This is a genomic window from Mesorhizobium calcicola, from assembly GCF_042682105.1.
GTDB classification, from domain to species: domain Bacteria; phylum Pseudomonadota; class Alphaproteobacteria; order Rhizobiales; family Rhizobiaceae; genus Mesorhizobium; species Mesorhizobium calcicola.
Genome location: NZ_JBHUGY010000020.1, coordinates 59,492 through 73,443 on the forward strand (window position 1 = coordinate 59,492; position 13,952 = coordinate 73,443).

11 protein-coding genes are annotated in these 13,952 nt (G+C 65.5%); 2 read left to right on the forward strand and 9 right to left on the reverse strand.

The annotated features are described in order from the left end of the window. Nucleotides 1-76: 76 nt before the first annotated feature. Nucleotides 77-505: an Lrp/AsnC family transcriptional regulator gene (locus ACFSQT_RS12325; RefSeq protein ID WP_379018862.1), complete on the reverse strand. Its 429-nt coding sequence runs from the start codon at nt 503-505 to the stop codon at nt 77-79. A 124-nt stretch (nt 506-629) separates the two neighbouring features. Here ACFSQT_RS12325 and ACFSQT_RS12330 point away from each other — a divergent pair, with 124 nt between their 5' ends. Beyond that, a complete protein-coding gene (locus ACFSQT_RS12330; RefSeq protein ID WP_379018864.1) occupies nt 630-1,733 on the forward strand; it encodes a saccharopine dehydrogenase family protein in 1,104 nt (367 codons plus the stop codon). A 296-nt stretch (nt 1,734-2,029) separates the two neighbouring features. Here ACFSQT_RS12330 and lpdA read toward each other — a convergent pair whose 3' ends face one another. From lpdA to ACFSQT_RS12350, 4 genes are all read right to left on the reverse strand, one after another. Beyond that, nucleotides 2,030-3,421, reverse strand: a complete 1,392-nt coding sequence (lpdA, locus tag ACFSQT_RS12335; protein WP_379018866.1) for a dihydrolipoyl dehydrogenase — start codon at nt 3,419-3,421, stop codon at nt 2,030-2,032. A 251-nt stretch (nt 3,422-3,672) separates the two neighbouring features. After that, nucleotides 3,673-4,992: a dihydrolipoamide acetyltransferase family protein gene (locus ACFSQT_RS12340; RefSeq protein WP_379018868.1), complete on the reverse strand. Its 1,320-nt coding sequence runs from the start codon at nt 4,990-4,992 to the stop codon at nt 3,673-3,675. A 1-nt stretch (nt 4,993) separates the two neighbouring features. Beyond that, nucleotides 4,994-6,007 carry an alpha-ketoacid dehydrogenase subunit beta gene (locus ACFSQT_RS12345; RefSeq protein ID WP_379018870.1) on the reverse strand — a complete coding sequence of 338 codons (1,014 nt, stop codon included), beginning with the start codon at nt 6,005-6,007 and terminating at the stop codon, nt 4,994-4,996. A 2-nt stretch (nt 6,008-6,009) separates the two neighbouring features. After that, complete coding sequence (locus ACFSQT_RS12350; RefSeq protein ID WP_379018872.1) at nt 6,010-7,242, reverse strand: 3-methyl-2-oxobutanoate dehydrogenase (2-methylpropanoyl-transferring) subunit alpha; 1,233 nt, start codon at nt 7,240-7,242, stop codon at nt 6,010-6,012. A gap of 744 nt (nt 7,243-7,986) precedes the next feature. Here ACFSQT_RS12350 and holA point away from each other — a divergent pair. Continuing rightward, complete coding sequence (gene holA / locus ACFSQT_RS12355; RefSeq protein ID WP_379018874.1) at nt 7,987-9,030, forward strand: DNA polymerase III subunit delta; 1,044 nt, start codon at nt 7,987-7,989, stop codon at nt 9,028-9,030. Nucleotides 9,031-9,423: 393 nt separating this feature from the next. On the opposite strand, the gene ACFSQT_RS12360 is transcribed toward holA, so the two are convergent. The 4 genes from ACFSQT_RS12360 to mnmG form a co-directional block, all read right to left on the reverse strand. Continuing rightward, nucleotides 9,424-10,311, reverse strand: a complete 888-nt coding sequence (locus ACFSQT_RS12360; protein ID WP_379018876.1) for a ParB/RepB/Spo0J family partition protein — start codon at nt 10,309-10,311, stop codon at nt 9,424-9,426. A gap of 68 nt (nt 10,312-10,379) precedes the next feature. Then, a complete protein-coding gene (locus ACFSQT_RS12365; protein ID WP_184873318.1) occupies nt 10,380-11,180 on the reverse strand; it encodes a ParA family protein in 801 nt (266 codons plus the stop codon). Nucleotides 11,181-11,222: 42 nt separating this feature from the next. Further along, on the reverse strand, nt 11,223-11,855 hold the full coding sequence (rsmG, locus tag ACFSQT_RS12370) for a 16S rRNA (guanine(527)-N(7))-methyltransferase RsmG (protein WP_379018878.1): 633 nt from the start codon (nt 11,853-11,855) through the stop codon (nt 11,223-11,225). Then, nucleotides 11,852-13,732: a tRNA uridine-5-carboxymethylaminomethyl(34) synthesis enzyme MnmG gene (gene mnmG / locus ACFSQT_RS12375; protein ID WP_379018880.1), complete on the reverse strand. Its 1,881-nt coding sequence runs from the start codon at nt 13,730-13,732 to the stop codon at nt 11,852-11,854. Before mnmG ends, rsmG begins: the two co-directional genes overlap by 4 nt. Nucleotides 13,733-13,952 lie beyond the last annotated feature (220 nt).

Sequence of the window (13,952 nt, forward strand, 5' to 3'; positions counted from 1 at the left end):
CATCTCCCCCCCAAGGGGGGGAGATCGGATGTCGCACGCCTTAGCCAAATCGCAGAAGACAGCGCCATCGGCGCAGTCAGCGATCGATGCGCGTCGACAGGATGATCGACGACAAGGTCCGCTCGACCCCGTCCATGGCGCCGATCCGGTCGAGCAGCATGTCGAGGTCGCGGATCGACGGCGCGTCGACGATGACGATCATGTCGAAATTGCCGCTCACCGAATGCAGCGTCCGGACCGGCGCCAGCGCCTGCAGGCCGCGCACCACCTTGTCGGCGAGCTTGGGCGTCACGGTGAGCAGCACATGCGCTCGCACCAGCCCCTGCTCGTAGTCCGGCGCCAGCCGGACACCATAGCCCGTGATGATGCCGCGCTGTTCCAGCCGTTCGATCCGGCTCTGCACGGTCGTCCGTGACACGCCCAGTTTCCGCGCGAGTTCGGCGGTCGAGGCGCGCGCATTGTCGCGCAGCAGGGAAAGCAGGGCTTGTTCGGCGTCACTGAGCATTTCAACGAATCCTATCGGCAGATTGCACAATCAGAGTTTCGTTTCGAACAATTCCACGCTTCCTTTCGACGGGCAAGCTGCGATTCTGTCCATCAAAGTTCTGCTTTTGGGTGAGGGACGTTTCATGAAGAAAATTGTTGTTGTCGGCGCCGGCAAGATCGGCTCGACCATTGCCGAGATGCTCGCCGCCACGGGAGACTATCAGGTCACCCTCGTCGACCGCTCGACAGCGCAGCTCATTGCCGCCGAACTGCCGGCAACGGTCGCCACGCTGGAACTCGACATCGAAGCACCGGGCGCGCTCGAAGCGGCCTTGGCCAGCAAGTTCGCGGTGCTCAGCGCCGCCCCTTTCCACCTGACCACGCGCATCGCCGAGGCGGCGGCAAGTGCCGGCGTGCACTATCTCGACCTGACCGAGGACGTCGTCAGCACCAGGCGGGTGAAGCAACTGGCGCGTGCGGCCAAGAGCGCCTTCATCCCGCAATGCGGCCTGGCGCCGGGTTTCATTTCGATCGTCGCCAATGATCTGGCCAGCCGTTTCGATTCGCTGGAGAGCGTGCGCATGCGCGTCGGCGCGCTGCCGCAATACCCGTCCAATGCCTTGAACTACAACCTGACCTGGAGCACCGACGGCGTCATCAACGAATATTGCGAACCCTGCGAGGCGATCGTCGAGGGCGAGCTGATCGAAGTGCCGCCGCTGGAGGAGCGCGAGGAATTCTCGCTCGACGGCGTCACCTACGAGGCGTTCAACACCTCGGGCGGGCTGGGCACGCTGGCCGAGACGCTGAAGGGCAAGGTGCGCACGCTCAACTACCGCACCATCCGCTACCCCGGCCACGCCGCGATCATGAAGGCGCTGCTCAACGACCTTGGCCTGCGCCACCGCCGCGACGTGCTGAAGGACATTTTCGAGAGCGCCCTGCCGGCGACGCTGCAGGACGTGGTCATCGTCTTCGTCACCGTCTCGGGCCGCAAGAACGGCCGCCTGCTGCAGGAAACCTACGCCAACAAGATCTATTCGAAGCGGGTCGGCGAGGTGATGCGCAGCGCCATCCAGATCACCACCGCGTCCGGCATCTGCGCCGTGCTCGACATGCTGGCCGACGGGACTTTGCCGGCGACCGGTTTCATCAAGCAGGAAGACATCGCCCTCGACGCCTTCCTCGCCAATCGTTTTGGTCGCGCCTATGCTCAACATGAGATGGTGAGCCGGCTCGCGGGGTGAGGCGGCGCCCCTCTTCCTCTCCCCGTCGATCGGGGGAAAGGAAAGGAGCCTAGAGGAGCAAGGTTCGCGCCATTCCTCTCCCCCGTCGACCGGGGGAGAGGTGTCGAGCGAAGCTCGACGGAGTGGGGGTCGACCTGGCTCGGTCGTTGTTATTTCAAGCGCCTCGCCCTGATCGAGGCTGCGTGGTGGGGTACCAGCGGCAGCGCATTTGAGGACCGGCTTCCCCCACTCCGTCGCTGCTTCGCAGCGCCACCTCTCCCCCCTCCGGAGGGAGAGGAACAAGGAAGAACCGCCCCTCAAATATGCAGCGCGTGGCCCAGCGCCTTCAGCGCCGCTTCCTGGAAGCCTTCGCCTTGCGTCGGATGCGCATGGATGGTGCCGGCGATATCCTCCAGCCGCGCACCCATTTCCAGCGCCAGGCCGAAGGCCGCCGCCAGTTCCGACACACCCTGCCCGACCGCCTGGATGCCGAGCATCAGATGGTTGTCGGCCCGCGCCACGACGCGGACGAACCCGTCTTCGCCGAGCTTCGTCATGGCGCGGCCGTTGGCGGCGAACGGGAACATGCCTACCTTGATCTCGCCGCCATGAGCCTTCGCCTCCTCCGGCGACAGGCCAGCCGTCACCAGTTCGGGATCGGTGAAGCAGACGGCGGGAATCGAGCGCTTGTCCCAGCTGCGTTTGTGGCCGGCGACGAACTCGGCGACCATTTCGCCTTGCGCCATCGCCCGGTGCGCCAGCATTGGCTCGCCGGTGACGTCGCCGATGGCGAAGACGCCGCGCATCGAAGTGCGGCACTGGTCGTCGATGCGGATGAATTTTCCCGCCATATCGAGATCGATCTGCTCGAGCCCCCAGCCTTCGGTGACCGGCTTGCGGCCGACCGTGATCAGGATCCTGTCGGCGGCGACCTTGGCGCTCTTGCCGTCCGAAGTCTCGACCAGCAGCACGTCGCCCTTGGTCCTCTTGGCCTTGGCGCCCGTCATCACCTCGATGCCGAGCGCGGCGAGCCGCTTGACCACCGGCCGGGTGAGCTCCGCGTCATACTGCGCCAGCACGCGCGGCAAAGCCTCGACCACGGTCACCTCCGCGCCCATCTTGGCGAAGGCGATGCCGAGTTCGAGGCCGATATAGCCGCCACCGACGACCGCGAGCTTCTTCGGCACTTCGCTCAGCGCCAAGGCCTCGGTGGATGAGATCACCGGGCCGCCGAACGGCAGGAACGGCAGCTCGACCGGCGCCGAGCCGGTGGCGATGACGATCGTTTCGGCCCGGATCACCTGCACGCCGGTCTCGGTCTCGACCTCGACGGTCTTGCCGTCGCGGAACGTTGCCCAGCCATGCACTGTCTTCACCCCAGCCTTCTTGAGCAGGCCGGCGACGCCGCTGTTGAGCCGGCTGACGATGCCGTCCTTCCAGGCGACGGTCCTGGCAAGGTCGAGCACGGGTGCGGTGACCGAGATGCCGAGCGGGCTGTTGCCGCCGGCCATGTGCGACACCTTCTCGAACTCCTCGGCCGCATGGATCAGCGCCTTGGACGGGATGCAGCCGACATTGAGGCAGGTGCCGCCGGGCTTGCCGGCCTCGACGATCACCGTATCGACGCCGAGCTGGCCGGCACGGATGGCGCAGACGTAACCACCAGGGCCGGCGCCGATGACGAGCAGCTTGCAGGAGATTTCTTTCATCATCGCATCCTAACTGGTTGTCGCGCTGGATCGGAAAGAACAGTCTGTCGAGATCCTTCGCGCCCCCCTCTGTCCTGCCGGACATCTCCCCCACGAGGGGGGAGATTGGCTGCATCGGCGCTCCGCTCGCTTCTCAAGCGGAAAAAAATGGGCGAAAGCCGGCGTGACGTCCGATCTCCCCCCTTGTGGGGGAGATGCCTGGCAAGGCAGAGGGGGGCGCTGTCCCGCCGGCATCTCAATTGTCCCGCCCCTCAATCCACAAAGATCAGCGCCGGCGTTTCCAGCAGCGTCTTGATGCGCTGGATGAAGACGGCGGCGTCCCAGCCGTCGATGACGCGGTGGTCGAAGCTGGAGGACAGGTTCATCATCTTGCGCGGGATGAACTGGGTGCCGTCCCACACCGGCCGCACCATCATCTTGTTGACGCCGATGATCGCCACTTCCGGATGGTTGATGACCGGGGTCGTCGCCACGCCGCCCATGGCGCCGAGCGAGGTGATGGTGATGGTCGAGCCGGACAGCTCGTCGCGTGTCGCGGTGCCGGACTTGGCCGCCTCGGCAAGCCTGATCACCTCGGCGCCGCACTCCCAGATGTCGCGCGCCTCGGCATGCTTGACCACCGGCACCACCAGCCCCGACGGCGTCTGCGCGGCAATGCCGATATGGATGCCGCCATGCTGGTGGATGATGCCGGCCTCGTCGTCGAACAGCGAGTTGAGATTGGGCTGGTCCGAGATCGCCTTGACCATCGCCCGCATCAGGAACGGCAGCAGCGTCAGCTTCGGCCGCTCACCCTTGCCCGCGCGCTTTTCCTTGTTGAGCGCGGCGCGCAATTCCTCCAGCGCGGTGACGTCGATCTCCTCGACATAGGTGATGTGCGGGATGCGCGACTTGGACAGCGTCATCTTCTCGGCGATCTTGCGCCTCAAGCCGACCACCTTGATGTCCTCGATGGCATCGTTGCGGGCGAGGCCGGATGCCCTGGCGACCTGCGGACCGCGCGCCAGGAAGGCGTCGATGTCCTCATGGCCGATGCGGCCGGCCGGGCCAGATCCCGCAACTTGCCTGAGATCAATGCCGGCTTCTTTTGCCCGCAGGCGGACCGCCGGCGAGGCCAGCGGTTTCTCGCCCTCGGGGCGCGGCGCGCCGGAGACGGAAGGCTGCGGGCTTTTCGAGACGGCCGGAGCGGGTCTCGCATCTGTCCCGCCCGTCTTTGGCGGCGTCTTCGTGGCTGGCGCGGCCGTCTCGGGTCTCGGGGTCGGCAGCTTCGCCGGAGGTTCGGTGGCCACCACCTCCACGTCGCCGCCTTGCGGCTTCACATTGCCCTCGCCCGCGACTTTCAGCCGAACGATGGGCGAGCCGATCGCCACCGTGTCGCCGATCTCGGCGCCCAGCCACAGGATTTCGCCGTCGACGGGCGACGGGATTTCGACGGTCGCCTTGTCGGTCATCACGGCGGCGAGCACGGTGTCCTCGCGCACGATGTCGCCGATCTTGACGTGCCATTCGACCAGCTCGGCCTCGGCGACGCCTTCGCCGACATCGGGCAGCTTGATGATGTGTTCGCCCATCTCAGGCTCCCATGGTTTCAAGCAGGGCCCGGCCAACGCGGGCGGGACCGGGGAAATAGTCCCATTCCTGCGCATGCGGATAGGGCGTGTCCCAGCCGGCGACCCGCGCCACCGGCGCCTCCAGATGGTAGAAGCAGTTTTCCTGCACCAGCGCCGACAGCTCGGCGCCGAAGCCCGAGGTCAGCGTCGCCTCGTGCACGATGACGCAGCGCCCGGTCTTCTTGACCGAGTCGACGATGGCGTCGAGGTCGAGCGGCAAAAGCGTCCTGAGGTCGATGATCTCGGCATCGATGCCGGTCTCCGCGACGGCGGCCTGCGCCACATAGACCATGGTGCCGTAGGCGAGCACCGTGAGCGCCGAGCCCGCCCTGCGGATCGCCGCCTTGCCGAGCGGCACGGTGTAATGGCCGTCGGCGACCTCGCCCAGCTCGTGCTTCGACCATGGCGTCACCGGCCGGTCGTGATGGCCGTCGAACGGACCATTGTAGAGCCGCTTGGGCTCGAGGAAGATCACCGGATCGGGATCCTCGATCGCCGCGATCAACAGCCCCTTGGCGTCATGCGGGTTGGACGGCACCACGGTCTTCAGCCCCGACACATGGGTGAACAGGGCTTCCGGGCTCTGGCTGTGCGTCTGGCCGCCGAAGATGCCGCCGCCAGTCGGCATCCGCACCACGATCGGGCAGGTGAAATCGCCGTTCGAACGGTAGCGCAGCCGCGCCGCTTCCTGGGTCAGCTGGTCGTAGGCCGGATACATGTAGTCGGCAAACTGAATTTCCACGCACGGCTTCAGCCCATAGGCGGCCATGCCGATGGCCGAGCCGACAATGCCGGATTCACTGATCGGCGCGTCGAAGCAGCGGCTCTTGCCGTATTTGGCCTGCAGACCTTGCGTGCAGCGGAAGACGCCGCCGAAGAAGCCGACATCCTCGCCGTACACGACGACGCGCTCGTCGCGCTCCATCGACACGTCCATGGCGTCGCGAATAGCCTCGATCATCGTCCGTCTTGGCATGGTCAGACCCCCGCCTGCTGGCGCTGGCGCCGCAGATGCGGCGGCATCTCGGCGTAGAGCCCTTCGAACATGTCGCGCGTCGACGGCTTGCCGCCGGCATGCAGCGTGCCGTGACTTTCGGCTTCCTTCTGCGCCGCGATCACCGTGTCGAGGATTTCCGCCTCGGCCTGCGCGTGCCGCTCATTCGACCAGACACCGAGCTGGATGAGATGGTTCTTCAGCCGCACGATCGGGTCACCGAGTGGCCAGGCGTCGGATTCGGTCTTTGGCCGGTAGGCCGAAGGATCGTCCGAGCTCGAATGCGCGCCGGCGCGGTAGGTGACATATTCGACCACCGTCGGCCCGAGATTGCTGCGCGCACGCTCGGCCGCCCATTTGGCCACCGCATGGACGGCGAGATAGTCGTTGCCGTCGACGCGCAGCGACGGGATGCCGAAGCCAAGGCCGCGCGCGGCGAACGTGCCGGAGCCGCCACGCGCAATGCCCTGGAAGGTCGAGATCGCCCACTGGTTGTTGACGACATTGAGCACCACGGGCGCCTTGTAGGTGGACGCGAACACCAGCGCCGAATGGAAGTCGGACTCCGCCGTCGAGCCGTCGCCGATCCAGGCGGCTGCGATCTTCGAATCGTTCGAGATCGCCGAGGCCATCGCCCAGCCGACGGCCTGGATGTACTGCGTCGCCAGATTGCCGGATATCGAGAAGAAGCCGTGCTCCTTCGAAGAATACATGATCGGCAATTGCCGGCCCTTCAGCGGGTCGGCCTCGTTGGAATAGATCTGGTTCATCATCGTGACCATCGGATAGCCGTCGGCGATGAGCAGCCCTGCCTGGCGATAGGTCGGGAAGTTCATGTCGCCGGGCGTCAGCGCCTTGCGGAAGGCGCAGGCCACCGCCTCTTCGCCCAGATGCTGCATGTAGAAGGAGGTCTTGCCCTGGCGCTGCGCCATCTGCATGCGCGCGTCGAAGGTTCGCAGCGTCATCATGTGGCGCAGCCCGGCCAAGAGCTCGTCGCTGGAGAGCAGCCCGGCCCAGGGGCCGACGGCTTCGCCGTTGCGGTTCAGCACGCGGATGATCGAGAAGGCCATGTCGCGGATCGTGCGCGGATCGACATCGATATCGGGGCGCGGCACCGATCCGGCCGCGGCAATGGTCACGTTGGAGAAATCAGGCGTTCCGCCCGGCCGCACTTCCGGTTCCGGAACGTGAAAACGCAGCATCCCAGCATCGGCCATGACCTTTGTCCTCCAATGTTGCCTGGCCCCAATAGTGCCTGGCCCCTGCTTGGCCTGGGATATTTGCATATCTGCGCCGACAGGCCAGTGCGAATTCGTCGGGCAAGCCCTCAGGCACCGGTCCGGCGGCGCCGCCTCCCGCTCACAAGATGAAGATATTTCGGCGAAATTTCTTGTCGATGTTGGGCAGCGGCGCGCAATTAGGGGCAAGATTGGGCTGGGGTTGCAGCCAGATAAGGTTGTTGGGGCAAGACTTGGGGGCGATGGCGCGTTTGGCGAATGGCTTCCCCCACTCCGTCGCTGCTTCGCAGCGCCACCTCTCCCCCCTCCGGAGGGAGAGGAAGGGCGCCAAGGGTGGCGAACTCGCGCCTTGCCTCTCCCCTTCGATCGGGGGAAGAGGTGGCGAGCGAAGCTCGACGGAGTGGGGGTCGATCTCTTGCTTCGCCGGGAGTGGGGGCGACCTTTCATTGAAGCAAAGCTTCCGACTTGATCGCCGCTGGCGTGAGTTTTCTTGCTCGCCGGGTTGTGCCCACTGTCTTGCGGCGGCGCGTTTGGCGAATGGCTTCCCCCACTCCGTCGCTGCTTCGCAGCGCCACCTCTGTCCCCTCCGGAGGGAGAGGAAGGGCGCCAAGGGTTGGCGAACTCGCGCCTTTCCTCTCCCCCGTCGATCGGGGGAGAGGAAGGGACGCCAAGGTTGGCTAGGCCAAGCTGGAAGCAGCCCCCACATCATGCTAACCACCCGCCATGGCACAGAAGAAAGCTTTCGAGGTCGATTCCTGGCTGGCCCGGCCGGACCAGCGGATCTCGATCGTCCTGCTTTATGGCCCCGATCGCGGGCTGGTCACCGAGCGCGCCAAAGCCTTTGCCGAAAAGACCGGCCTGCCGCTCGACGATCCGTTCTCGGTGGTCAGGCTGGACGGCTCGGAGGTCGACCGCGACGAGGGCCGGCTGCTCGACGAAGCCCGCACCGTGCCGATGTTTGCCGACCGGCGCCTGCTGTGGGTGCGCAATGCCAGTGGCCAGAAGGCGCTGGCCGACGACGTCAAGGCGTTGACCGCGGACCCCGCGCGCGACGCCATCATCCTGATCGAGGCCGGCGATCTCAAGAAGGGCGTCGGCCTGCGCGCCATCGTCGAGGCGGCCGACAACGCCATGGCGCTGCCATGCTATGCCGACGAGGCCCGCGACATCGATGCGGTCATCGACGACGAATTGCGCAAGGCCGGCATGTCGATGACGCTGGAAGCCAGACAGGCGCTGCGCCGCAATCTTGGCGGCGACCGGCTGGCCTCGCGCGGCGAAATCGAAAAGCTGGTTCTCTACGCCCACGGCCAGCAGGAGATCGGCCTGGAGGACGTCAGGGCGATGTCGGGCGACGTGTCCGGCGCCTCTTTCGACGACGCCGTCGACGCGCTCCTCGAAGGCAAGGTCGGCGATTTCGACACCGCCTTCACCCGCCATTGCCAGTCCGGCGGCCAGCCCTTCCTGGTGCTGTCCTCGGCGATGCGGCAGTTGCAGGCGATCCAGGCCATGCGCGCCCAGATGGAGTCGGGCAACCGCAACGCCGCCTCGGTGGTTGCCGCCGCACGACCGCCGGTGTTTTTCTCGCGGCGCAAGCTGGTGGAGAAGGCGCTCGAGCGCTGGAGCAGCGAAGCGCTCGGCCGCGCGCTGACCCGTTTGCAGACCGCCGTGCTGCAGACGCGGCGGCGGCCGGACCTTTCGGTCGCGCTGGCCAGGCAGGCGCTGCTCGGCATCGTTGTGGAGAGTAGTCGGCTGGCGCAGCGGTAGGAGAGCGTAATCTCCCCCCTCGTGGGGGAGATGGCCGGCAGGCCAGAGGGGGCGCTGTCCCGCCGGCGTCTCGTTCAGTCGTAATGCGCCGTCGGGCCGGTTTCCGGCTGTCCGTAGGTTTGCCAGCGTTGGCGATCTTTCGCGCCCCCCTCTGCGCTACCGGGCATCTCCCCCTCGTGGGGGAGATTGGCAGCTTTGGTCTCGGCGCCGTCCCTGGAACGTGGACAAATGGCGAAACCGCTGATGACAGCGCCCCTCGCCCCGTTTGCGGGGAGAGGATGCCGGCAGGCAGGTGAGGCGCGGCGCGTACGTACCAGGCACTTGGAATAACAAGCGGATTCAATTTGCTCCAGTCCCAGAGGTCGGCCGCCTGTCAGGAACTTCGCCGGCTAACTACCGCTCCTGCTTCAGCCTGCGACACAGCTCGTCGAGCTGCTCCAGCGAGCGATACGCCACACGAAGCTCGCCGCCCTTGCCCCTGTGATCCACCGACACGATCATGCCGAGCGTGTCGGTCATCAGCTTCTCCAGCGCCAGCGTGTCGGTATCCTTCTCCGGCGCGCCTTGCGCTTGCTTCGGCTTGGCTGGAGCAGGGCCCGCCGGCATCTGCGCCAGCGTTTCGGCCTGGCGCACCGAAAGCCCTTCTTCGACGATGCGCTTGGCAAGGCCGGCCGGATCCTCCGCCGTCACCAGCGTGCGGGCATGGCCCGCCGACAGCGCGCCGTCGATCAGCATGTCGCGGATCACGTCCGGCAGCTTCAACAGCCTGAGCGTGTTGGCGACATGGCTGCGGCTCTTGCCGATCACCTGGCCGAGATCGGCCTGGGTGTAGCCGTGATCGTCGATCAGCTGCTGGTAGCCGAGCGCCTCCTCGACCGCATTGAGGTCGGCGCGCTGGACGTTCTCGATGATCGCCAGCTCGAGCGCGGTGCGGTCGTTGACCTCGCGGATGATGACCGGGATCTCGTTCAGCCCGGCGCGCTGCGCCGCACGCCAGCGCCGCTCGCCGGCGATGATTTCGTAGCGGCCGGCCTGCGACGGCGACGGCCGCGCCACCACAGGCTGCACCACGCCATGTTCGCGGATCGACTGCGCGAGATCGGTCAATTCGGCGTCGCCGAAATGCCGTCGCGGATTTTTCGGGTTGGGGGTCAGGAACTCGATCGGCACCTTGCCGTCGGCGCTCATGCCGGGCTTTTCGGGTGCCGGCGGACGATCGATCTCGCCGATCAGCGCTGCCAGTCCACGGCCCAGTCTTTTTCTCGAAAGGTCTTCGCTCATAACACTTCCAGTTACTATTCCAGATCGTTTCGGTATCGAATCGGCTGTTAATTATGCAGTCCAGCTAATCAAGCGGCACGCAATTTACGCTCGCGGCGGATCACTTCCGACGCCAGCTGCAGATAGGCCTGGCTGCCCGAGCATTTGAGATCGTAGAGGATCGCCGGCTTGCCGTAGGACGGCGCCTCGGACACCCGCACGTTGCGTGGAATGATGGTCTCGTAGACCTTGTCGCCCATATGCGCGCGCACATCCTGCACCACCTGGTTGGCGAGATTGTTGCGGCCGTCATACATGGTCAGCACGATGCCCTGGATGGTGAGATCCGGATTGATCGAACGGCGCACCTGCTCGACGGTTTCGAGCAACTGGCTGAGACCTTCCAGCGCGAAAAACTCGCATTGCAGCGGCACCAACACCGAATCGGCCGCGGCCATCGAATTCAATGTCAAAAGATTGAGCGACGGCGGGCAGTCGATCAGCACATAGCCGAAGCCGGCCGAACGCTCGGCCGAGGCGCGCAAGGCGTTGCGCAGCCGCAGCACGCGGTCCGGCGCCGAGGCGATTTCCATCTCGATGCCGAGCAGGTCGAGCGTCGACGGCACGATCGACAGGCCGGGCACGGCCGTCGGGATCGCCGCGGCTTCCAGATCCAGTTCGCCGGTCAGCACGTCGTAGGACGACACCGTCCGATCCTTGCGGTCGATGCCGAGGCCGGTGCTGGCATTGCCCTGCGGATCGAGGTCGACGATCAGCACCTTTTCGCCGATTGCCGCGAGCGCGGTGGCCAGATTGATGGCGGTGGTCGTCTTGCCGACGCCGCCCTTCTGGTTGGCTACGGTGATGATTCGGGGGCCATTCTTCATCATGGGTCTATGCCAGGCATTCATATCGGGGTCGCCAAATGCAAATCAGACAGGTCGCAGATTCGACAGTTCAAGGATGACGCCGCTGGCGTCGGTCGCGCTTGGATGTTCTACCAGATCGAAGGCCCATCGGTGAACGCTTTCTTGCACTTCGGCGCGGTAGTCCCGGCCTTTGTGGAACAGCCCGCGCGCGCCTGACGTCAGCCATGGCGCCGACAGATCCAGCAATGTCGAAAGCGACGCCAAAGCCCGCGCCGTGACGATTTGCGGGGCTGGAACCAGCGCATGGCTGTCTTCGATGCGGCGCGCCACGACCCGCGCCGGCAGGCCGAACTGGCCAATGACCGTCTGCAGGAACGACGCCTTTTTGCGGTTGCTTTCAACCAGATCGATGCTGGCGCCGTCACGCTCGGCAAGCAGGAAGGCCATGACCAGGCCGGGAAATCCGCCGCCCGAGCCTATGTCGACCCAGTGAATGGCCTTGGGCTCGATGCGCCCGAGCTGCGCGCTGTCGAGGATGTGGCGCTGCCAGACATCGCCCGAGGTCGACTGCGCGACGAGGTTGATGCTGCGGTTCCATTTCTGGAACATCTGCTCGAACGCCACCAGGCGCTCGAATGTTTCACGTGAAACCGGACCCGCGGCGTCTTGCAGGCTCTCCCATGAGAAAGAGCTCACGCAACGTCCCTCTCGGGCGCCTGCGCACTCTCCGCATGGCGGACATGCGCGACAATGATCGCCAGCGCCGCCGGCGTCATGCCTTCCATGCGCTGGGCATCGGCGATAGAGCGAGGCCGCCGAGCCTGCATCTTCTGCTTCAACTCGTTGGACAGCCCTGGCACGCCGGCGAAATCGACCGCCTCCGGGATCAGCCGGCTCTCTTCATGCCGGATCTGCGCCACATCCGTCTTCTGGCGATCGAGATAGACCGAATATTTCGCCTCCGTTTCGAGGCGCTCCGCCGTCCTGCCGTCGATACCGGCAAATTTGGGCTCGACGCGAGCCAGCCAGGCGACGTCGACACCGGGATAGGCTAGCAGTTCATAGCCGGAGCGGCGCACGCCATCCCTGTTGATCTCCCGACCATGACGCGCCGCTTCGTTCGGGGTCATGGTGAGCGACACCGCCAAGCGCCGTGCTTCGTCGAGACGCTGCATGACGTCGCCGTAGCGCTGCATCCGCTGCGCCGAGGCGATGCCCAGCTTCGCCGCCAGGGGAGTCAGCCGCTCATCGGCGTTGTCGGCGCGCAACGACAGCCGGAATTCGGCCCGCGAGGTGAACATGCGGTAGGGTTCGCTGATGCCGCGGCTGGTCAGATCGTCGACCATGACGCCGATATAGGCCTCGGTGCGACTGAGCACGATCTGTTCGCTGCCGGCCGCCCGCCGCGCCGCATTGAGGCCGGCGAGCAGGCCCTGTCCCGCCGCTTCTTCATAGCCGGTGGTGCCGTTGATCTGTCCGGCGAGAAAGAGACCGCCAACGCGCCTCGTCTCCAGGCTTGCGTTCAGCTCGCGCGGATCGACATGGTCATATTCAATCGCATAGCCGGGCTGCAGCATGACGGCGCGCTCAAGCCCGGGAATGGTTTTCAGGATATCGAGCTGCACGTCCTGCGGCAGCGACGTCGAAATGCCATTGGGATAGACGGTGTCGTCGTCGAGCCCTTCCGGCTCCAGGAAGATCTGGTGCCCGTCCCTGTCGCCGAACTTGACGATCTTGTCCTCGATCGACGGACAATAACGCGGTCCCACGCCTTCGATCGAGCCGGAATACATCGCCGACCGGCCGAGATTGGCGCGGATAAGATCATGCGTGGCCGCGGTCGTGCGCGTGATGCCGCACTCGATCTGCGGTGTGGTGATGCGGTCGGTCATCAGCGAGAACGGCACCGGATCCTCATCCGCCGCCTGGCTCTCCAGCGAGGCCCAGTCGATGGTTTTCCCGTCCAGCCGTGGCGGCGTGCCCGTCTTCAGCCGGCCGAGCTTGAAGCCGGCGCGGCTCATCGTCGCCGACAGGCCGATGCTGGCCTGCTCGTTCATGCGGCCGGCAACGATCTTTTTCTCGCCGATATGGATAAGCCCGCGCAGAAAAGTCCCGGTGGTCAGAACCACGGCGCCGCAGGCAAGCCGCCTGCCGTCGGCCAGCAGAACGGCCGCGATCCGCCCATCGACGATCTCGAAGTCGAGTACCTCGCCCTCAACCACGTCGAGATCGTTCTGGAGCCGAATCGCTTCTTGCATGGCAAGGCGATAGAGCTTTCGGTCGGCCTGCGTGCGAGGACCGCGCACCGCCGGCCCCTTGCGGCGGTTGAGCAACCGGAACTGAATGCCGGCGGCGTCCGCCACCCGGCCCATCAACCCATCCATGGCATCGATCTCGCGAACCAGATGGCCCTTGCCGAGCCCGCCGATCGCCGGATTGCAGGACATCACGCCGATCGTGTCGAAGCGCAGTGTCACCAGCGCGGTTCTGGCGCCGGCACGCGCGGCCGCACTGGCCGCCTCGCAACCCGCATGGCCGCCGCCCACCACAACCACATCATAGTGATCGGTCATTTCCAAACGTCCTGGACTCGAAAAAGATTGAGCGACACATGTCCCCGCAACGTGGTGCTGTCAAGAAAACTCCGCGGGAAGTTTCACGTGAAACAGGGTGAACGGCCCGTCCGGCGATGTTTCACGTGAGTCACGGCAAGGGATTGCCGAAGAGTCCCCAACTTCGTCATCCACGGGCGGAGCAGGAGCGAAGCTCCGTCGCGGAGACCCGAGGATCCAT